This window comes from Pseudomonas sp. NPDC089734, from assembly GCF_044748865.1.
Taxonomy (GTDB): Bacteria; Pseudomonadota; Gammaproteobacteria; order Pseudomonadales; family Pseudomonadaceae; genus Aquipseudomonas.
In genome coordinates this window covers 127,886-147,501 of record NZ_JBIVGV010000007.1, presented here as the reverse complement: position 1 = coordinate 147,501, position 19,616 = coordinate 127,886, and the positions used below count along the sequence as shown (strand labels likewise).

23 protein-coding genes are annotated in these 19,616 nt (G+C 59.5%); 13 read left to right on the top strand and 10 right to left on the bottom strand.

What is annotated here, in order from left to right; all coding sequences use genetic code 11:
- Window positions 1–3: 3 nt before the first annotated feature.
- Genes metW through ACIPY9_RS11550 form a run of 5 tightly spaced genes read left to right on the top strand, consistent with a single transcriptional unit; the run spans window position 4 to window position 3,222 of the window.
- The gene (gene metW, locus ACIPY9_RS11570) at window positions 4–624 is read left to right on the top strand and encodes a methionine biosynthesis protein MetW (protein WP_400700628.1); all 621 of its coding nucleotides are present in this window, start codon (window positions 4–6) and stop codon (window positions 622–624) included.
- 26 nt (window positions 625–650) lie between these two features.
- Window positions 651–1,085 (top strand): DUF4426 domain-containing protein, encoded by a 435-nt coding sequence (locus ACIPY9_RS11565; RefSeq protein ID WP_400700626.1) that lies wholly within the window; start codon window positions 651–653, stop codon window positions 1,083–1,085.
- Window positions 1,082–1,678, top strand: coding sequence for an RdgB/HAM1 family non-canonical purine NTP pyrophosphatase (gene rdgB, locus ACIPY9_RS11560; RefSeq protein WP_400700624.1), 597 nt, complete (start codon window positions 1,082–1,084; stop codon window positions 1,676–1,678). Before ACIPY9_RS11565 ends, rdgB begins: the two co-directional genes overlap by 4 nt.
- Window positions 1,675–2,889 (top strand): radical SAM family heme chaperone HemW, encoded by a 1,215-nt coding sequence (hemW, locus tag ACIPY9_RS11555; RefSeq protein WP_400700622.1) that lies wholly within the window; start codon window positions 1,675–1,677, stop codon window positions 2,887–2,889. The genes rdgB and hemW overlap by 4 nt, the downstream gene beginning before the upstream one ends.
- Before the next feature lie 9 nt (window positions 2,890–2,898).
- The gene (locus tag ACIPY9_RS11550) at window positions 2,899–3,222 is read left to right on the top strand and encodes a DUF3392 domain-containing protein (protein ID WP_400700620.1); all 324 of its coding nucleotides are present in this window, start codon (window positions 2,899–2,901) and stop codon (window positions 3,220–3,222) included.
- Between the two features lie 57 nt (window positions 3,223–3,279).
- Here the strand turns inward: ACIPY9_RS11550 and trmB are convergent, their stop codons facing one another.
- The 4 genes from trmB to ACIPY9_RS11530 all read right to left on the bottom strand — a co-directional run bounded on the left by trmB (window position 3,280) and on the right by ACIPY9_RS11530 (window position 5,547).
- Window positions 3,280–3,924: a tRNA (guanosine(46)-N7)-methyltransferase TrmB gene (gene trmB, locus ACIPY9_RS11545; protein WP_400700984.1), complete on the bottom strand. Its 645-nt coding sequence runs from the start codon at window positions 3,922–3,924 to the stop codon at window positions 3,280–3,282.
- A gap of 97 nt (window positions 3,925–4,021) precedes the next feature.
- Window positions 4,022–4,816 carry a thiazole synthase gene (locus ACIPY9_RS11540; protein WP_400700618.1) on the bottom strand — a complete coding sequence of 265 codons (795 nt, stop codon included), beginning with the start codon at window positions 4,814–4,816 and terminating at the stop codon, window positions 4,022–4,024.
- A gap of 47 nt (window positions 4,817–4,863) precedes the next feature.
- Window positions 4,864–5,064 (bottom strand): sulfur carrier protein ThiS, encoded by a 201-nt coding sequence (gene thiS / locus ACIPY9_RS11535; protein WP_122315030.1) that lies wholly within the window; start codon window positions 5,062–5,064, stop codon window positions 4,864–4,866.
- 99 nt (window positions 5,065–5,163) lie between these two features.
- Window positions 5,164–5,547 carry a DUF423 domain-containing protein gene (locus ACIPY9_RS11530; protein ID WP_400700616.1) on the bottom strand — a complete coding sequence of 128 codons (384 nt, stop codon included), beginning with the start codon at window positions 5,545–5,547 and terminating at the stop codon, window positions 5,164–5,166.
- A gap of 80 nt (window positions 5,548–5,627) precedes the next feature.
- Here ACIPY9_RS11530 and mtgA point away from each other — a divergent pair, with 80 nt between their 5' ends.
- Window positions 5,628–6,338 carry a monofunctional biosynthetic peptidoglycan transglycosylase gene (mtgA, locus tag ACIPY9_RS11525; protein WP_400700614.1) on the top strand — a complete coding sequence of 237 codons (711 nt, stop codon included), beginning with the start codon at window positions 5,628–5,630 and terminating at the stop codon, window positions 6,336–6,338.
- Between the two features lie 82 nt (window positions 6,339–6,420).
- Here the strand turns inward: mtgA and rpoH are convergent, their stop codons facing one another.
- The 4 genes from rpoH to ftsY form a co-directional block, all read right to left on the bottom strand.
- Window positions 6,421–7,275 carry an RNA polymerase sigma factor RpoH gene (gene rpoH, locus ACIPY9_RS11520; RefSeq protein ID WP_400700612.1) on the bottom strand — a complete coding sequence of 285 codons (855 nt, stop codon included), beginning with the start codon at window positions 7,273–7,275 and terminating at the stop codon, window positions 6,421–6,423.
- A 114-nt stretch (window positions 7,276–7,389) separates the two neighbouring features.
- Complete coding sequence (gene ftsX / locus ACIPY9_RS11515) at window positions 7,390–8,421, bottom strand: permease-like cell division protein FtsX (RefSeq protein ID WP_400700610.1); 1,032 nt, start codon at window positions 8,419–8,421, stop codon at window positions 7,390–7,392.
- A complete protein-coding gene (ftsE, locus tag ACIPY9_RS11510) occupies window positions 8,418–9,089 on the bottom strand; it encodes a cell division ATP-binding protein FtsE (RefSeq protein ID WP_400700608.1) in 672 nt (223 codons plus the stop codon). Before ftsE ends, ftsX begins: the two co-directional genes overlap by 4 nt.
- Window positions 9,086–10,558, bottom strand: a complete 1,473-nt coding sequence (gene ftsY / locus ACIPY9_RS11505) for a signal recognition particle-docking protein FtsY (RefSeq protein WP_400700606.1) — start codon at window positions 10,556–10,558, stop codon at window positions 9,086–9,088. The genes ftsE and ftsY overlap by 4 nt, the downstream gene beginning before the upstream one ends.
- A gap of 256 nt (window positions 10,559–10,814) precedes the next feature.
- Here ftsY and ACIPY9_RS11500 point away from each other — a divergent pair, with 256 nt between their 5' ends.
- The 4 genes from ACIPY9_RS11500 to ACIPY9_RS11485 all read left to right on the top strand — a co-directional run bounded on the left by ACIPY9_RS11500 (window position 10,815) and on the right by ACIPY9_RS11485 (window position 15,428).
- Window positions 10,815–12,167, top strand: coding sequence for a M16 family metallopeptidase (locus tag ACIPY9_RS11500; protein WP_400700604.1), 1,353 nt, complete (start codon window positions 10,815–10,817; stop codon window positions 12,165–12,167).
- Complete coding sequence (locus ACIPY9_RS11495; RefSeq protein WP_400700602.1) at window positions 12,164–13,645, top strand: M16 family metallopeptidase; 1,482 nt, start codon at window positions 12,164–12,166, stop codon at window positions 13,643–13,645. Before ACIPY9_RS11500 ends, ACIPY9_RS11495 begins: the two co-directional genes overlap by 4 nt.
- Window positions 13,645–14,229, top strand: coding sequence for a 16S rRNA (guanine(966)-N(2))-methyltransferase RsmD (gene rsmD, locus ACIPY9_RS11490; protein ID WP_400700600.1), 585 nt, complete (start codon window positions 13,645–13,647; stop codon window positions 14,227–14,229). The genes ACIPY9_RS11495 and rsmD overlap by 1 nt, the downstream gene beginning before the upstream one ends.
- A 152-nt stretch (window positions 14,230–14,381) precedes the next feature.
- The gene (locus ACIPY9_RS11485; RefSeq protein WP_400700598.1) at window positions 14,382–15,428 is read left to right on the top strand and encodes a hydrolase; all 1,047 of its coding nucleotides are present in this window, start codon (window positions 14,382–14,384) and stop codon (window positions 15,426–15,428) included.
- Between the two features lie 54 nt (window positions 15,429–15,482).
- On the opposite strand, the gene ACIPY9_RS11480 is transcribed toward ACIPY9_RS11485, so the two are convergent.
- Both ACIPY9_RS11480 and ACIPY9_RS11475 read right to left on the bottom strand, forming a co-directional pair.
- Window positions 15,483–16,337, bottom strand: a complete 855-nt coding sequence (locus ACIPY9_RS11480) for a sulfurtransferase (protein WP_400700596.1) — start codon at window positions 16,335–16,337, stop codon at window positions 15,483–15,485.
- A gap of 75 nt (window positions 16,338–16,412) precedes the next feature.
- Window positions 16,413–17,084, bottom strand: a complete 672-nt coding sequence (locus ACIPY9_RS11475) for a TetR/AcrR family transcriptional regulator (RefSeq protein ID WP_400700594.1) — start codon at window positions 17,082–17,084, stop codon at window positions 16,413–16,415.
- Between the two features lie 136 nt (window positions 17,085–17,220).
- Between ACIPY9_RS11475 and ACIPY9_RS11470 the strand changes: the two genes are divergently transcribed.
- From ACIPY9_RS11470 to ACIPY9_RS11460, 3 genes are all read left to right on the top strand, one after another.
- Window positions 17,221–18,630 (top strand): coniferyl aldehyde dehydrogenase, encoded by a 1,410-nt coding sequence (locus ACIPY9_RS11470; protein WP_400700592.1) that lies wholly within the window; start codon window positions 17,221–17,223, stop codon window positions 18,628–18,630.
- Between the two features lie 160 nt (window positions 18,631–18,790).
- Complete coding sequence (gene coaD / locus ACIPY9_RS11465; RefSeq protein ID WP_122315044.1) at window positions 18,791–19,273, top strand: pantetheine-phosphate adenylyltransferase; 483 nt, start codon at window positions 18,791–18,793, stop codon at window positions 19,271–19,273.
- Window positions 19,274–19,361: 88 nt separating this feature from the next.
- The gene (locus tag ACIPY9_RS11460) at window positions 19,362–19,613 is read left to right on the top strand and encodes a YfhL family 4Fe-4S dicluster ferredoxin (protein WP_025258125.1); all 252 of its coding nucleotides are present in this window, start codon (window positions 19,362–19,364) and stop codon (window positions 19,611–19,613) included.
- The last annotated feature ends 3 nt before the right edge of the window (window positions 19,614–19,616 follow it).

Here is a 19,616-nt window from a genome sequence, read left to right as displayed (position 1 = left end):
GCCATGAGAGCCGACCTTGAGATCATCCAGGAATGGATTCCCGCTGGCAGTCGCGTCCTCGATCTGGGATGTGGTGATGGTGAACTGCTGACCTGGCTGCGCGATAACAAGCAAGTCACCGGTTACGGTCTTGAAAACGACCCGAACAACATTGCCGAATGCGTGGCCAAGGGCATCAACGTGATCGAGCAGGACCTGGACAAGGGCCTGGGCAACTTTGCCAGCAACAGCTTCGATATCGTGGTCATGACCCAGGCGCTGCAAGCTGTTCACTATCCGGACAAGATCCTCGACGAGATGCTGCGTGTCGGTCGCCAGTGCATCATCACCTTCCCGAACTTCGGCCACTGGCGCTGCCGCTGGTACCTGGCGAGCAAGGGACGCATGCCGGTGTCCGAGTTTCTGCCCTACACCTGGTACAACACGCCGAACATTCACTTCTGCACCTTTGAAGACTTTGAAGCCTTGTGCCGCGAACGTGATGCGCAAGTGATCGACAGGCTTGCCGTCGATCAACAGCACCGCCATGGGTGGGCCAGTAAGCTATGGCCTAACCTGTTGGGTGAAATCGGCATCTACCGGGTCAGCAGCCCGGGGCTGGCCGAACATCAGGTCGCTGTTTAAGCCATTGTCTTTCGAGGAGAACGAACATGAGCCGCCTGGCCATTTTCCTGCTGACTGCCTGTCTGGGGCTGCCTGTTCTGGCAGCCGACGCCATCAAAGGCGAACGACAGGAGACGTTTGGTGACATAACCGTTCATTACTCCACTTTCAATTCGACCTTCCTGCAACCGGAGATCGCAAAGGGTACGGAACTGATCCGCAGCAAGAACCAGGGCGTGATCAACATTTCCGTACTCAAGGATGGCAAGCCGCAGATGGCGCAGGTCAGCGGAGCGGTCAAGGACCTGACCAGCGCGTCGATACCGCTGAGCTTCAGGCAGATCACCGAAAAAGGCGCGATCTATTACATTGCGCAGTACCCGGTTCCGCAGCAGGAAAACCGGACCTTCGACATCACCGTTAAAACTGGCAGCAGCACCAACAGCTTCAGTTTCAACCAGGAACTCTTTCCGGGCCAATGATGAACCTTACACAACTTGTATTGGCCAGCCATAACGGCGGCAAACTCAAAGAACTCCAGGCCATGCTGGGCGACAGCGTGCAACTGCGCTCGGTGGGCGAGTTCAGTCACGTCGAGCCGGAAGAAACCGGCCTGTCGTTCGTCGAGAACGCAATCCTCAAGGCCCGCAATGCATCGCGCCTGTCCGGGTTACCCGCGCTGGCCGATGACTCGGGGCTGGCCGTGGACTTCCTTGGCGGAGCACCCGGCATCTATTCGGCACGCTATGCCGATGGCCAGGGTGACGCCGCCAACAATGCCAAGTTGCTGGAAGTGCTGAAAGACGTGCCTGATGAGCAGCGCGGAGCACAGTTTGTCTGCGTGCTGGCGCTGGTACGCCATGCCGACGATCCGCTGCCGATTCTCTGCGAAGGCCTGTGGCACGGCCGGATCCTGCACGCGGCCAGTGGCGAACATGGTTTCGGCTATGACCCGCTGTTCTGGGTGCCGGAACGTAACTGCTCCAGCGCCGAACTCAGCCCGGCCGAGAAGAACCAGCTCAGCCACCGCGCCCGCGCCATGGCCATACTGCGTCAACGCCTGGGCCTGAAATGATCCACGATCCGCCCGTGCAACCACTGTTTCTGGGTGAGACAGGTTTCTCCTCGGAAAGCCCCAGGGTTGCACTGCCGCAACTGCCACCGCTGTCGCTGTATATCCATATTCCGTGGTGCGTACGCAAATGCCCGTACTGCGACTTCAACTCCCACAGTGCAAGCCCTGTTCTGCCAGAACAGGAGTATGTCGACGCGCTGCTGGCAGACCTGGATATGGACCTGCCTCACGTCCATGGGCGCGAGCTGCGTTCGATCTTCTTCGGTGGCGGCACGCCAAGCCTGTTCAGCGCCGAAGCCCTGGGCCGCCTGCTGGCCGGTGTCGAACAGCGCATCCGTTTTGCCAGCGACATCGAGATCACTCTGGAAGCCAACCCCGGCACCTTCGAGCAGGCCAAGTTCAGCGCCTATCGCACCCTGGGCATCAATCGCCTGTCCATTGGTATCCAGAGCTTTCAGGAATCGAAGCTCAAGGCGCTGGGCCGCATTCACAACGGTGACGAAGCGATCCGAGCCGCCGACATGGCGCGTCAGGCCGGTTTCGACAACTTCAACCTTGACCTGATGCACGGCCTGCCGGATCAGTCTCAGGACGAAGCGTTGGGCGACCTGCGCCAGGCCATTGCCCTGGCTCCGACCCATTTGTCCTGGTACCAGTTGACCCTTGAGCCCAACACCGTCTTCTGGAATCAGCCACCGGCTCTGCCCGAAGACGACATCCTCTGGGATATTCAGGAAACCGGCCAACAACTCCTGGCCGACAGCGGTTATGCCCAGTATGAAGTCTCGGCATATGCGCAACCCGGCAAACCGGCACGGCACAACCTCAATTACTGGAGCTTCGGGGACTTCATCGGTATCGGTGCCGGTGCCCACGGCAAGCTCAGCCATCCGGACGGGCGCATTGTGCGCACCTGGAAGACGCGCTTGCCCAAGGATTACCTCAATCCGAAAAAGCCGTTCCAGGCTGGTTCCAAACTGCTGAGCGTCGAAGAACTGCCCTTTGAATTCCTGATGAACGCACTGCGCCTTACAAATGGCGTGGACGCTGCATTATTTGCCGAAAGAACAGGTCTAAGCGTCGACTCACTGGCCAGCGCACGCAGGCAGGCCGAACAACGCGGCCTGCTGCAAGCCGACCCGACACGTCTGGTCGCCACCCCGCAAGGCCAGCTTTTTCTCAATGACTTGCTGCAATACTTTCTGATCTAAGGACCCTGCATGGATCTCATACTCGATCTGCTCGCCACCGTCTCGCGCTGGAGTCGCAACAATCTCTCAGAAATTGCACTGGCGTTGGTGGGATGTCTGCTGGTGCTGTTCGGCTCGGACTTCAAGGTATGGATCGAACAACGCATCAGCAGCATGGCGGGTGCATTGCGCATCCCGCTTCTGGCCCTGCTGTGCACCATCGGCAGCGGCCTTGCGCTGATCTACGCCACGCCCTGGGTCGTGCGTGGCCTGAGCCAGTTCAACAATTACAGCCTGGCACCGGTGTTGTTGGTGGTGCTGGTGTTGATTGGCGTCATCGCAGACCGCAAATAACCTCTGTAGGAGCGGATTTATCCGCGAACATCGCGTATTTCGCGAATGAATTCGCTCCTACAGCTTCTCGAATTTCAGATCCCAGACACCATGCCCAAGACGCTCGCCACGGCGCTCGAACTTGGTGATCGGGCGTTCTTGCGGACGGGGAATGTACTGGCCGTCTTCAGCCTGATTGCGATAGCCAGGCGCTACGCTCATCACTTCCAGCATGTACTCGGCGTATGGCCCCCAGTCGGTGGCCATGTGGAATACACCGCCGACCTTGAGCTTGCTGCGCACCAGTGCCGCGAACTCGGGCTGCACGATACGGCGCTTGTGGTGACGGCTCTTGTGCCATGGGTCAGGGAAGAACAGCATCAGCCGGTCAAGGCTGTTATCGGCCACGCAACGATTGAGCACTTCAATCGCATCGCAATCGTAGACCCGCACGTTGGTCAGGCCCTGAGTCAGCACGCCATTCAGCAACGCCCCGACACCCGGAGAATGCACTTCGACACCAATGAAGTCGTGCTCAGGTGCAGCGGCGGCCATTTCCAGCAGCGAATGCCCCATGCCGAAGCCGATTTCCAGAGTGCGTGGTGCAGAGCGGCCGAACACTTGATCGAAATCCACCGGTGCATCGGTCAATTGCAACCCGAAGCGCGGTAATCCTTGATCCAGGCCGCGCTGCTGGCCTTCGGTCATACGCCCGGCACGCATCACGAAACTCTTGATGCGGCGGTGATGGCGCTCTTCGCCCTCTTCGGTAGCAGGCAACTCTGGGTGTGGAACGTGCGAATCAGTCATCAACGGGCTCTTACTTGATCAGGCCATCCAGCGGCGAGGAGGCGCTGGCATAGAGTTTTCGTGGCATACGCCCGGCGAGGTACGCCAGACGACCTGCAATTACAGCGTGTTTCATGGCCTCAGCCATCATGACCGGCTGCTGGGCATGGGCGATGGCCGAGTTCATCAGCACGGCTTCACAGCCCAGCTCCATGGCGATGGTGGCATCGGACGCAGTCCCGACACCGGCATCGACCAGCACCGGAACCCTGGTTTCTTCCAGGATGATCTGCAGGTTATACGGATTGCAGATCCCCAGACCGCTGCCGATCAGACCGGCCAGCGGCATGATGGCAATACAACCGATTTCAGCCAGTTGCCGGGCGACGATCGGGTCGTCGCTGGTGTAGACCATCACGTCGAATCCGTCCTTGACCAGCACTTCGGCGGCCTTGAGGGTTTCGATCACGTTGGGGAACAGGGTCTTCTGGTCGGCCAGCACTTCCAGCTTCACCAGATTGCGGCCGTCGAGCAATTCGCGGGCCAGGCGGCAGGTGCGCACGGCTTCGACCGCATCAAAACAACCGGCGGTGTTGGGCAGAATGGTGTAGCGGTCCGGCGGCAGTACATCCAGCAGGTTCGGCTCGCCCGGGTTCTGACCCAGGTTCGTGCGTCGCACGGCGACCGTGACGATTTCTGCGCCCGAGGCTTCGATAGCCAGGCGGGTCTGTTCCATATCCGCGTACTTGCCGGTACCTACCAGCAGACGCGACTCAAAGGTACGACCGGCCAGGATGAATGGCTTGTCGCTGCGAACATTGCTCATCGGGAATCCTCTTTAACTAGCACAATGGGGTCATTGCGGTGCCGGGGCTAGCCGCCGCCGATGGCATGGACCACTTCGACCTGATCGCCTTCGGACAGGACCGTGGAGACATGCTGACTGCGCGGTACGATATCCAGGTTCAGCTCGACGGCCACCCGGCGTCCGGCAAGATCCAGACGAGCCAACAACGCCGCGACGGTTTCACCATCGGGCAATTCAAAGGATTCACCGTTCAACTGAATGTGCATGCGCGACAGCAGCCATCATTTTAGGGGCCAGCATTCTAGCCCGATCAGCCGGTATGACCAAGGTAAAGCCGCGCCATTCGTCTCAAGCGCGGCCTGCAATCACTGGGATACACCGCCCAGACGCCACGCAGCCACACCCAGCATCAGCCAGCCGATCAGAAAGGCCAGCCCGCCAAACGGCGTCACGATCCCCAGCTTGCTGATACCGCTGAGCGTCAGTACGTACAGGCTGCCGGAGAACAGCACGATGCCAATGGCAAACGAGAAACCGGCCCACGTGACCAGTCTTCCGGGAATCTGTGCGGCCAGCACAGCCACGCCCAGCAAGGCCAACGCATGAATCAACTGGTAAAGCACACCGGTGTGAAAAATGGCCAGATATTCAGGGCTCAAGCGCCCCTTCAGGCCATGAGCCGCAAAGGCGCCCAGCGCTACGCCGGTAAATCCGAAAAAGGCCGCAAGCATCAAAAAACTACGAAGCATCAGGATCTCCAGTCAAAAATCGTCCAATGGCGCATGGTCTGTATAATGGCCCGCTCAACGGGTTCGGCCAAGCCATCTCTATGCTGCGTTTTCTCTTGCATCGTGTCGCCAAAGCCCTGCTGTGGTTCGCAGCAGGCAGTTTCATTCTGGTTCTGATCCTGCGCTGGATTCCGCCACCAGGCACCGCGTTGATGGTCGAGCGCAAGATTGAATCATGGATCGATGGCGAACCTATTGACCTGCAACGTACCTGGCAACCCTGGAACAGGATCTCGGACAGCCTGAAAGTCGCGGTCATTGCGGGCGAAGATCAAAAATTCGCCGAACATTGGGGCTTTGATATCAATGCCATCCAGGCGGCAATTCTGCATAACGAACGCGGTGGCTCGATACGCGGGGCCAGTACGCTGAGCCAGCAGGTCTCGAAAAACCTGTTCCTGTGGTCGGGCCGCAGCTATCTGCGCAAGGGGCTGGAAGCCTGGTTTACCGTGCTGATCGAACTGCTGTGGCCCAAGGAACGCATCCTTGAGGTCTATCTGAACAGTGTCGAGTGGGATGAAGGCGTCTTCGGTGCCCAGGCAGCGGCGCAACATCACTTCCGCACCAACGCCAGCACACTCTCGACCCAGCAGGCCAGCTATCTGGCGGCGGTACTGCCCAATCCACGCCAATGGAGCGCCAGCCACCCCAGCAGTTACGTTTCACGCCGCGCAGGCTGGATTCGTCAACAGATGCGTCAATTGGGCGGGGACAGTTATCTGGCCGGGCTGAACAACAGTCGCAGACTGTAGGAGCGGATTTATCCGCGAAAGCCTTCGCGAATGAATTCACTCCTGCAGAAACAAAAACGCCCTGATGATCAGGGCGTTTTTATCAAGCGGCTATCGACGTCTTGAGCTTGTTCATCGCGCTCTTTTCAAGCTGACGAATACGCTCGGCAGAGACGTTGTACTTTTGCGCCAGGTCGTGCAGCGTGGCTTTCTCCTCTGCCAGCCAGCGCTGGTAGAGAATGTCGCGGCTGCGCTCGTCGAGCACATCCAGCGCCTGATGAAGATTGGCCGTGGAGCTGTCGCTCCAGTCGGAATCTTCCAGCTGACGCGCCGGATCGTAACGGTGGTCTTCCAGGTAGTTGGCCGGAGACTGGAAGGCGCTGTCGTCGTCAGCTTCTGCTGCCGGGTCGAATGCCATGTCCTGGCCTGTCAGACGGCTTTCCATCTCACGGACTTCACGTGGCTCCACACCCAGACTCTCGGCCACACGATGCACTTCATCGTTGTTCAGCCATGCCAGACGCTTCTTCTGGCTGCGCAGGTTGAAGAACAGCTTGCGCTGGGCCTTGGTCGTGGCGACCTTGACGATACGCCAGTTGCGCAGGATGAATTCGTGAATTTCGGCCTTGATCCAGTGAACGGCGAACGACACCAGACGCACGCCCATTTCGGGATTGAAGCGTTTGACGGCTTTCATCAGGCCGACGTTGCCTTCCTGGATCAGGTCGGACTGTGCCAGACCGTAACCCGAATAACTGCGTGCGATATGTACGACAAAACGCAGGTGGGCGAGGACCATCTGACGGGCCGCGTCCAGGTCCTGCTCATAGTAGAGACTCTCAGCCAGTTCACGCTCCTGCTCGGGCGTCAGCAACGGAATGCTGTTCACCGTGTGCACATAGGCTTCCAGGTTTGCACCCGGGACCAATGCATAAGCAGGTTGCAAAGAAGTGGTCATACGAAAAAACCTCCGACTCACATGACTCGTGCAGTTCAGCACTGCGAAATTGACCGGGAACCGCTAGACAAGTTCCCTAAGCTGAAAAAGTCAATTGGTGAAACAAAATTCATTTCAGCGCGGCGCCAGCTCTCTTAGATGACGTGCGACTGCAATCCATGCACCGATATACCCTAACAAGACCGCACCAAGCAAGAGCGACAGACCATCGGCCAGCGGAACACCCGCCAATGCGAAGTCGCTGCCATACAGCCCGGCCAGCCCCACAACCGAGTCGTTCAACCAGTCCAGGCCGAATGCCAGCACGCCCCAGGACAGTAAACCCGCCCCGAAACCATACAGCGCGCCCATATAAAGGAAAGGCCTGCGCACATAACTGTCGGTGCCGCCCACCAGCTTGATGACTTCAATCTCGGTACGGCGGTTTTCGATGTGCAGGCGAATGGTATTACCGATCACCAGCAGCAAAGCGGAAACCAGCAGGACCGTCAAGCCGAAGACAAAACGGTCGCCCAGCTTGAGAATGGCCGCCAGACGCTCGACCCAGACCAGATCCAGCTGAGCCTGCTCCACCTTGGGCAATTCGGCCAGACGGGCACGCAAGGCTTCGAGTGCCGCCTTGTCGACTTCATGGGGCGTAACCAGCACCACGCCCGGCAACGGGTTCTGCGGCAGTTCCTTGAGCGCCTCGCCCAGCCCGGACTGCTGCTGGAACTCATCGAGTGCCTGCTCGCTGCTGATGTACTCGGCCTCGGCGACGCCGGGCATTGCCTTGATTTCGTCTCTCAGTCGAGTGCCGTCAGCAGTGCTGGCATTCAGATTCATATAAATGGAAATCTGCGCCGCTCGCTGCCACGACCCGCCCAGGCGCTCGACATTGCTCAACAGCAGCGACAAGCCCATGGGCAGGCTCAAGGCAACAGCCATTACCAGACAGGTAAAGAAGCTGCCGATCGGCTGCTTGCCAAGGCGACGCAGGCTGTCGAGCAGGCTGGAGCGATGGCTTTCCAGCCAGGCCGCCAGCAAGGTATTGAAGTCTGGACCATCATCATCGTGATCCTGACGTTTCTTCTGTTTCTGCGGGGCCGGCTCGGCGGCCTTTGGAGAAACGCGATCCGACACTTTGGGGCTGCGTGTGGCACTCATGCTCCGGCCTCCCCGTCACCGATCAGACGGCCGCGCTGCAAGGTCAGCATGCGATGGCGCATGCGTGCGATCAGGGCCAGGTCATGACTGGCAATCAGCACACTGGTCCCCAACCGGTTGATATCTTCAAACACACCCATGATTTCCGCTGCCAATCGTGGATCGAGGTTACCGGTCGGCTCATCGGCCAGCAGCAAGGCCGGGCGATGGACGATGGCACGGGCAATACCCACACGCTGTTGCTGACCGGTGGACAAGTCGCCCGGGTACAGCTCGGCTTTGTCGGACAAGGCCACTCGCTCCAGGGCCGAGTCGACGCGCTTGGCAATCTCGACCTTGGACAAGCCCAGGATCTGCAAGGGTAGCGCGACGTTGTTGAACACCGTGCGATCAAACAGCAACTGGTGATTCTGGAACACCACACCGATCTGCCGCCGCAAGAATGGAATCTGTGCGTTGCTGATCTGCCCCAGGTCCTGACCCGCCAGCATCAGCTTGCCGCTGGTGGGTCGCTCCATGGCCAGCAACAGGCGCAACAGGGTACTTTTACCGGCACCGGAATGGCCGGTGACGAACAGGAACTCACCGCGACGCACTCGAAAGCTCAGTTCATGCAATCCGACATGTCCATTCGGATAACGCTTACCGACCTGCTCGAAACGAATCATGAACGCTCCCGCTCCGCAAACAGAGCCTGAACAAAAGGCTGCGCCTCAAAGGTACGCAGATCGTCGATACCTTCACCCACACCGATATAACGGATCGGCAGGCCGAACTGCTTGGCCAGGGCGAAGATCACACCGCCTTTTGCCGTGCCATCGAGTTTAGTGAGTGCCAGACCGGTCAGGGCGACCGTCTGGTTGAATTGTCTGGCCTGATTGATCGCGTTCTGTCCGGTGCCGGCATCGAGCACCAGCAGCACTTCATGGGGAGCCTCGGCATCCAGCTTGCCGATCACACGGCGAACCTTTTTCAGTTCTTCCATCAGGTTGTCTTTGGTGTGCAGACGGCCAGCGGTATCCGCGATCAGCACATCGATGCCACGGGCCTTGGCCGCCTGCACGGCGTCGAAGATCACCGAAGCGGAATCGGCACCCGTGTGCTGGGCGATGACCGGAATCTGGTTGCGCTCGCCCCAGACCTGCAATTGCTCGACTGCGGCGGCACGGAAGGTATCGCCCGCGGCCAGCATGACTTTCTTGCCTTCGAGCTGCAGCTTCTTGGCCAGCTTGCCGATGGTGGTGGTCTTGCCCGCACCATTGACGCCCACCACCAGAATCACGAATGGCTTGTGCTCGGCCTTGATGACCAGAGGCTGCTCGACGGGCTTGAGCATCTCGGCCAGCTCGCCTTGCAACGAGGTATACAGCGCCTGGGCGTCGGTCAGTTGCTTGCGTGCGACCTTCTGGGTCAGGTTCTGGATGATCACCGAGGTCGCTTCGACACCGACGTCGGCCGTCAGCAGACGGGTTTCGATTTCTTCCAGCAAGTCATCGTCGATCGCCTTCTTGCCCAGAAACAGGCTGGCCATGCCTTCGCCAATGCTGGCACTGGTCTTCGACAGGCCCTGCTTGAGGCGGGTAAAGAAGCCAGCCTTGGGGGCTTCGGCCTGCGGCTCGGCGGCAGGAGCGGGCTCGATGACAGGCTCGGCAACGACCGGAGCAACCGGAGGTGCCTCCACTGGCGTCTCAGCCGCAGGAGCCGGAGTAACAGGCTCAGACTCCACGACAGGTGCCACCTGTGGCTCAGGAGCCGCAGCGACGTCCGGCTCTGGAGCGGCCGGAACATGCGCCTGCGCCGGAATCGGCGGCGTGACATGGGCTTCGTGCTCATCCGTCAGCGCCACGGGCTCTTCGGCCACAGGCAACGTCAGCCAGGGCTGTGGAGACGGCTCTCCCGGTTGCACATGTGCCTGGGGCGCTGGTGCGACCGCTTCAGGCAAAGGCTCGGAAGTCGGTGGCACAGCGAGTGACGGCTCCGCGGGCACAGCCGCTTCAACGACCGGCTCAGGCTGAGCAGTGGATGATTCTTGCGGCGGTTGTACGGTTTCCTGCGGTTTCTTGCGCAGCCAACCGAACAGGCCTTTCTTCTCGCCAGCCGCAGCTGGGGTCTTCTTGTCGTCGTTGGAACCAAACATGGAGGACGGCTATCTCAAGGTAGCGAAACGCCATATGGCGTTTCGGGAAATTCTGACATGTAACCAAGACTGCGTTTAGAACCGCTTGTTCATTCCGCAGCTCTTTATAGGTCTAGTGTTTAACCGCGATTTGAACAGGTTTCACTCGCACTTGGCTAATGAAGGCTGTTTCTGTCGCAAACGGATCAGTATCCTAACACCCCCGCGCCCGCCGACGCTAAGTTCAAGCGGGCAGTCCTACAGGTTCGAATTACGAATGAATGCTCTAGCCCGCCGCGCCGCTGGCCTGCTGCTCAGCACGATTTGTCTGCCCCTGACAGCATTGGCCGCCGATCCACAGCCTACTCACGAGTTCATGCTGGACAATGGCCTGAAAGTCATCGTCCGGGAAGACCACCGCGCACCGGTCGTGGTATCCCAGATCTGGTACAAGGTCGGCTCCAGCTACGAGACGCCGGGCCAGACCGGTCTGTCCCACGCCCTTGAGCACATGATGTTCAAAGGCAGCAGCAAGACAGGCCCGGGCGAATCCTCCTTGATCCTGCGTGATCTGGGCGCCGAAGAGAACGCCTTCACCAGCGACGACTACACCGCCTATTACCAGTTGCTGGCCAAGGATCGTCTGAGCGTGGCCCTGGAACTGGAAGCCGACCGCATGGCAACCCTGAAGCTGCCGGCCGACGAATTCAGTCGCGAAATCGAAGTCATCAAGGAAGAACGCCGTCTGCGCACCGATGACAAGCCCATGAACAAGGTCTTTGAGCGTTTCAAGGCCATGGCTTATCCAGCCAGCGGCTACCATACGCCGACCATCGGCTGGATGTCGGACCTGAACCGCATGCAGGTCGAGGAGCTGCGTCACTGGTACGAGTCGTGGTACGCGCCGAACAACGCCACGCTGGTGGTCGTGGGCGATGTAAAACCCGATGAAGTCAAAGCCCTGGCCGAACGCTTCTTCGGCGCGATCCCTCGCCGCGATGTACCGTCGTCGAAAAAACCGCTGGAACTGGCCGAGCCGGGCGAACGTCGTCTCAGCATGCATGTGCAGACTCAACAACCCAGCCTGATCTACGGCTTCAACGTACCCAGCCTGACCACCGCCGAAGACCCTCGCTCGGTCAATGCCCTGCGCCTGATTGCAGCCCTGCTCGACGGCGGCTACAGCGCACGCATTCCGACCCGTCTGGAGCGGGGTGAAGAGCTGGTTTCCAACGCATCGTCCCTGTACAACGCCTTCACCCGCGGCGACACGCTGTTCATGATCAGTGCCACACCCAACGTGCAAAAGAAAAAGACCCTGGCCGATGCCGAAGCGGGCATCTGGCGCCTGCTCAATGACCTGAAAACCAAGGCACCGTCAGCCGAAGAGCTGGAGCGCGTGCGCGCCCAGGTCATTGCAGGCGTGGTCTACGAGCGTGATTCGATTACCAGCCAGGCCACCACCATTGGCCAACTGGAAACCGTCGGCCTGTCCTGGAAACTGATCGACGAAGAGGTTGCCGCCCTGCAAAGCGTGACTCCGGCCGATATTCAGAAAGCCGCCAACACCTACTTCACCCGTGAACGCCTCAGCGTTGCACACGCTCTGCCTGAGGAGAAAGCCAAATGATCAAGCGCATCGCTCCCCGCCATACATGGCTTGCCCTCACGCTGTCGGCACTCATCGCCCAGCCCGTTCTGGCGGACAACGCCGCAGGTAACAATACCGCCCAGGCAACGCCTCAACTGGGCAGCCAGTTACAGACCCTCAAGGAACTGGACGGCAAAACGCCGGCCCGCCGCACTCTGGACATCCAGACCTGGAAAACTGCCGAAGGCGCCAAGGTGCTGTTCGTGGAATCCCGTGAACTGCCGATGTTCGACCTGCGCCTGACCTTCGCCGCAGGCAGCAGCCAGGACCAGAACACACCCGGTATCGCCCTGCTGACCAATGCCATGCTCAACGAAGGCGTAAAAGGCAAGGATGTCAGCGCTATCGCCCAAGGCTTTGAAGGCCTGGGTGCCGACTTCGGCAACGGCTCCTACCGCGACATGGCCGTGGCCTCCCTGCGCAGCCTCAGCGCGTCGGACAAACGCGAACCGGCCCTGAAGCTATTCAGCGAAGTCGTGGGCAAACCCACCTTTCCCGCCGACTCGCTGGCACGCATCAAGAACCAGATACTCGCCAGTTTCGAGTACAAGAAACAGAACCCCGGCGCGATTGCCGGCAAGGAACTGTTCAAGAAACTGTATGGCGACCATCCTTACGGCCACCCCAGCGACGGCGATGCCAAAAGCATCAACGCCATCACCCAGGCACAACTCAAGGCCTTTCACGCCAAAAGCTATGCCGCTGGCAATGCGGTCATCGCGCTGGTCGGCGACCTGTCGCGGGATGAAGCGCAAGCCATCGCCGCGCACGTCTCGGCTTCGCTGCCCAAAGGTCCGGCACTGCCGAAAATTGCCAAGGCGGCCGAGCCCAAGCCCGGCAGCACACACATCGAATTCGCCTCCAACCAGACCCACCTGATGCTGGCGCAAATGGGCATTGACCGTAATGACCCTGACTACGCCGTCCTCAGCGTGGGCAACTCGGTGCTGGGTGGCGGCGGTTTCGGCAGCCGTCTGATGACAGAAGTCCGGGAAAAGCGCGGGCTGACCTATGGCGTATCTTCCGGGTTCACCCCGATGCAGGGGCTCGGTCCTTTCATGATCAGCCTGCAAACCCGAGCCGACATGAGTGAAAACACCCTGAAACTGGTGCAGGACATCGTCCGTGACTTCCTCGCCAACGGCCCGACCCAGAAGGAACTCGACGACGTCAAACGCGAGCTGACCGGCAGCTTCCCGCTGACAGCCGCCAACAACGCCGCGATTGTCGGCCAATTGGGCTCCATCGGTTTCTACGACCTGCCGCTGAACTTTCTTGAGGACTACATGGCTCAGGCACAGAGCGTGACGGTCGAGCAGGTCAAGGCTGCCATGAACAAGCACCTGAGCGCGGACAAGATGGTGATTGTCACCGTTGGCCCGACCGTGCCGCAGAAACCTCTGCCACCTCCCACCGACAAACCCGTCCAACGACCTGTAGGGGTTCCGGAGCACTAATGGCCAATCCACGTCCAAAGACCCACAACGGCCTGGGCCAACTTCGTATCATCGGGGGAGAATGGGGCAGCCGCCGCCTGACCTTCCCCGACGCTCCCGGCTTGCGCCCGACACCGGATCGCGTGCGCGAAACCCTGTTCAACTGGCTGGCCCCCTATATCGCAGGCGCCAAGGTACTGGATGTCTTCACCGGCAGCGGCGCACTGTATTTCGAGGCGCTGTCGCGCGGTGCCAGCATGGGCCTGGCACTGGACAGCAACGCGGCCGCCATCGCCAGCCTGCGCGAAAACCTGAGCCTGTTGCGCTGCACCACAGGCCAGGTCGCCCAGACGGACGCCCTGCGTCATCTGGAAACAGTCACCGCCGCGCCGTTTGACGTCGTCTTCCTCGACCCGCCCTTCCACCTGGGCTTGCTGGCATCCGCCTGCAACCTGCTGGAAACCCGAGGCTGGCTGACCGACAACGCCTGGATCTACACCGAAAGCGAAACAGCCCCCTCCACCACCGGCCTGCCGGGCAACTGGAGGCTGCATCGAGAGAAAAAGGCCGGGCAGGTTTATTACGCACTCTGGCAGCGGGGGTAACGCTCCTCTCGTTCGCGAATGAATTCGCTCCTACCGCCTGCATAGGAGCCAATTCATTCGCGAAGCCCTCAAACCACTCAGCCAAAAACCGCTTACATCTCGCATCACTTAGTGGCAACGTACGGTCTTTACCTCCATCGACGAGCAAGACCGTGTCCACCAGCCCCCTTCAACTCCCCTTGGCGAATCATTTCGTCCCGGCTTCAGGCTTGGGCAATCCCCACCTGCAAACCTTGTGGGGGCCGTTGTTGCGCAAGCGTACGCGGCTTGAGCGTACCCGTGAGCGCATGTGGCTGGAGGACGGGGACTTTCTCGATATGGACTGGCATGGCCCGCATCAGGCCGATACGCCGCTGGTTTTGGTCCTGCACGGGCTGACGGGATCATCCAACTCGCCTTATGTCGCCGGTCTGCAAAAGGCGCTGGCCGCGCAGGGGTGGGCCAGTGTCGCGCTGAACTGGCGCGGTTGCTCCGGCGAACCCAACCTGTTGTCGCGCAGTTACCATTCCGGTGCCAGCGAGGACCTGGCCGAAGTCATTGCCCACCTGCGGGCACTGCGTCCCATGGCCCCGCTTTATGCCGTGGGCTATTCGTTGGGCGGCAATGTCCTGCTCAAATACCTGGGTGAGTCAGGCACACAGAGCGAGTTGCTGGGGGCTGTCGCGGTATCGGTCCCCTTCCGGCTGGACGAGTGTGCCAACCGTATCGGGCAGGGATTTTCCAGGGTCTATCAACGGCATTTCATGCGGGAAATGCTGGCTTACGTCCGGGACAAGCAACGCCGCTTCAAGCATGAAGGGCTAAGCGAAGGGCTGGCAGAGCTGGCGGCTCTGGGCTCACTGGAAAACATGCGCACGTTCTGGGACTTCGATGGCAGGGTGACTGCACCGCTGCACGGTTTCGTCGATGCCCAGGATTACTATCGCCGGGCATCGAGCCGGTATTTCCTGGGCCAGATCCGCACGCCGACACTGATTATCCAGGCCGCAGACGATCCTTTCGTATTTATCCACAGCCTGCCCGAACCCGGCGAGTTATCCCCCTGCACGGAATTCGAGCTACAGGCCAAAGGCGGGCATGTGGGGTTTGTCGACGGCTCGTTGAAAAACCCCGGCTATTACCTGGAGAGACGTATCCCGCTCTGGCTGAGCATTGCCCATGAGCGGGACAATCCTTACGTGCACGCACACTGCCTGTAGGAGCGGATTTATCCGCGAATTTACTCGTTCGCGAATACATTCGCGCCTACAGATTTATGGGCCGGTGACGACCTCACGGGCAGAGTCGGTAATCCACTCGCTCCACGATCCGGCATACAGCACGCCCAACGGATAACCGGCCAGGCACAGAGCAAACAGGTTATGACAGGCCGTGACGCCTGAGCCGCAATAGGCAACCAGCTCGGTCGGCGAACGCCCCTGCAGCGTATCGGCAAAACGCTGCTTGAGTTGCTCGGCTGGCAGGAAGCGCCCGTCCGCCCCCAGATTTTCATTGAAGGTCACACATTGGGCGCCGGGAATATGCCCGGCGACCGGATCGATGGGTTCGACCTCCCCCCGGAAACGGGCTTCGGCACGCGCATCGATCAAGGTCATTTCCGGCCGGCCAAGACGTCCTTGCAAGCGGCTGGCCGTGAGCACCAGCGACATGTCAGGCTCGCCTGCAAATTCGCCAGGCTTGTTACCCGGTGCATCGAGGCTCAACGGCAACCCCGCGGCATGCCAGGCTTTCAGACCGCCATCGAGCAGATAGACGCCCTCGCGCTTGCCCAGCCAGGCCAGCAGCCACCAGGCACGAGCGGCAAAGGCACCGGGACCGTCGTCATACAGCACGATTTCACTGTCCGGGTTGATACCCCACGCCTGAAAACGCTGCACGAGTGCCTTTGGGTCCGGTAGAGGATGACGCCCGGTCTTGCCCCGGATGACCGGCCCGCTGAGGTCACGCTCCAGATCCGCAAAAGACGCTCTGTCGATATGCCCCTGGGCATAGCTGCGTTGCCCGTAATCGGGGTCTTCCAGGGCAAAACGACAATCGAGAATCACCAGCCCCGGCTCTTTTTGACGTGCCGCCAGTTGCTTCGGGCTGATCAATTGCGCAATGGACATGACAAACTCCTGTAGACAGAAAATCGAATATTCATGCAGGCCGAGCAGACGGCAATGTTATTGATCCGGCCCTTATCAGGCCCCTTCCCCCAAGACACTCGGCAAGGGCGTGCAGAAATCATTGCACAAGGCATTGAATTCATTGCGCGCCTGAGGCGTGATATAGCCGGACTCCAGCATAAGCACCTGATAGACACCGCGTCGAATGGCATCCTCATTCAAGTGCGTGGTGTTTTCCCGCGTGGTGCACAGAAAACGTACCCAGGACGTCAGGATGATCCATGTGTTGAGGGTTAACGATTCGACCTGCGTCTTATCCATGCTCAAGATGCCCGCTTCGACGAACACACTGTAGATCGCCATCGCCTGAAGCAGACAGCGCCGGGAAAAACGCCGGTAGCGTGTCGCCAGTTCAGGATCGGAAGCGAGCAGGTGCTCAAGATCGCGATGCAGAAAACGGTAGCGCCACATACCATCCAGTATCGCCAGCAAGTAGTCACGCTTGTCCTTGACCGTGGGCAGACGTTCCTTCGGGGGGTACAGAAAACCGTCCACCAACGCTTCGTACTCGCTGAACAAGGATGCGATGATCGCCTGCTTGTTGGGGAAGTGGTAATAGAGATTACCCGGCGAAATGTCCATGTGCGCGGCAATGTGGTTAGTGCTCACGCTACGCTCACCCTGCTGGTTGAACAGCTCCAGGCTGACCTGCACGATACGTTCACGGGTTTTGATACGCGGAGCCATACTCAGCTCGATCCCTCGGGTGTATTGATCAGGGGATGGTAGCGCAAGCGATTGGATTGAACCGCATCATAAAGCCATTTGACTTTATAGAGTATTAACTCTAAAAGATTGAAAAAATCAGCACGGACCTCACGGCATGCCTGACGCCACGCCCCCAGACAGCAAACTGGAACAGTGCTTTGCCCTCCAGCGTCAGGCCTTTGCAGCCAACCCGATGCCCACGGCCGCTCAGCGTTCGCAATGGCTCAAAAGCCTGGGTGAACTGCTCAATGAGCATCGTCAGGCCCTGATCGAGGCCATCAGCCATGACTTCAGCCATCGTAGCGCCGACGAAACCCTGCTGGCCGAACTGCTGCCCAGCCTGCTGGGTATCCGCGATGCCCGTAAAAAGCTCAAACGCTGGATGAAACCCTCGCGCCGCCATGTCGGCCTGGTCTTTCAACCAGCGTCGGCCAGGGTGGAGTACCAGCCTCTGGGCGTGGTCGGGGTAATCGTGCCGTGGAATTACCCGCTTTTTCTGGCCATCGGGCCATTGATTGGCGCTCTGGCAGCCGGCAATCGGGTAATGCTCAAGCTCAGTGAAGCCACTCCCACGACAGGCGAACTGCTCAAGCGCCTGTTCGCTCAGGTATTTCCTGAGGATCTGGTTGCCGTGGTGCTGGGCGAAGCCGATGTGGGTATCGCTTTCTCCCGCTTGCCGTTCGATCACCTGCTGTTCACGGGTGCCACCAGCATTGGCCGACACGTGATGCGGGCCGCGGCCGAGAACCTGACACCGGTTACGCTGGAACTGGGCGGCAAGTCCCCTGCCATCGTGTCCCATGATGTACCGCTCAAGGACGCCGCCGAGCGCATTGCCTTCGGTAAGACGCTGAATGCCGGGCAGACCTGCATCGCACCGGATTACGTGCTGGTGCCACAGGATCGGGCAGACGACTTTGTCGAAGCCTATAAGCAGGCCGTTCAAGGCTTCTATCCAACACTTGCCGACAACCCGGACTACACGGCCATCATCAATCAACGACAACTGGCACGTCTGAATCACTACCTGAGCGACGCAACCGGCAAAGGAGCCACGGTCATCACACTGTATGAACAGGGGCAGGCGCAACGCATGCCATTCAGCGTCCTGCTGGACGTCAACGACGACATGCTGGTGATGCAGGATGAAATTTTCGGCCCCTTGTTGCCTGTCGTGCCTTACAACCATATCGATGAAGCCTTCGCCTACATCAATCAGCGACCTCGCCCACTGGCGCTCTACTATTTCGGTTACAACAAGGCCGAACAGAAACAGGTACTGGAGCGCACCCACTCCGGTGGCGTATGCCTGAACGATACGTTGCTGCATGCCGCTCAGGATGACTTGCCGTTCGGTGGCATCGGCCCTTCGGGCATGGGGCACTACCACGGCCGGGAAGGATTTCTGACCTTCAGCCATGCCAAAAGCGTGCTCATCAAGCAACGTTTCAATGCGGCGCGCCTGGTCTACCCACCCTATGGAAAATTCCTTCAGCGATTGGTCTATAAACTGTTCCTGCGCTGAGTTTCACCTGACAACCAGTGTTATCAGATGCCGTCAGCATGAGAAAAAATCGCCGATAATCGGCACAATACGACCTTCGCCAGCTACACCTCGACTTGGCCCACCGGAGCGGCTGCGATAACATCCGAGTCCCCAACCGGACTCCGACCAGGACGACGCGATGAACCGAGTGTTGTACCCAGGCACCTTCGACCCTATAACCAAGGGCCACGGCGATCTGGTCGAACGCGCCTCGCGCCTGTTCGACCAGGTGGTCATTGCCGTGGCTGCCAGCCCGAAGAAAAACCCGCTGTTCCCACTGGAACAACGTGTGGAGCTGGCGCGCGAGGTCACCAAACACCTGCCCAATGTCGAAGTCGTAGGCTTTTCGACCTTGCTGGCGCAGTTCGCCAAGGAGCAGAACGCCAATGTCTTTCTGCGCGGTCTGCGGGCGGTTTCCGATTTCGAGTATGAATTCCAGCTGGCCAACATGAACCGACAACTGGCACCGGACGTCGAGAGTCTGTTTCTCACTCCGTCGGAACGCTATTCGTTCATTTCGTCGACATTGGTCCGTGAAATTGCCGCATTGGGCGGTGATATCAACAAGTTTGTGCACCCGGTCGTGGCCCAGGCCCTGACTGACCGCTTCAAGCGTTCGTAACGTCGAGGTGCATCAAAAGCGCTAATGCGGCACAATTCGCCGCATTGGTTTTCATATGCCCCGGTACAGTCCGCGGCTGGAGTGCTTCATGTCCCTGATCATCACTGACGATTGCATCAACTGCGACGTCTGCGAACCCGAGTGCCCGAACGAGGCGATTTCACAAGGCGAGGAGATCTACGTGATCAACCCGAACCTGTGTACGGAATGCGTTGGCCATTACGACGAGCCGCAATGCCAGCAGGTCTGCCCTGTGGATTGCATCCCGCTTGACGAAAACCGCGTCGAAAGCAAAGACGAGCTGATGACCAAATACCGCCTCATCACCGGCAAGGCCTAGCCT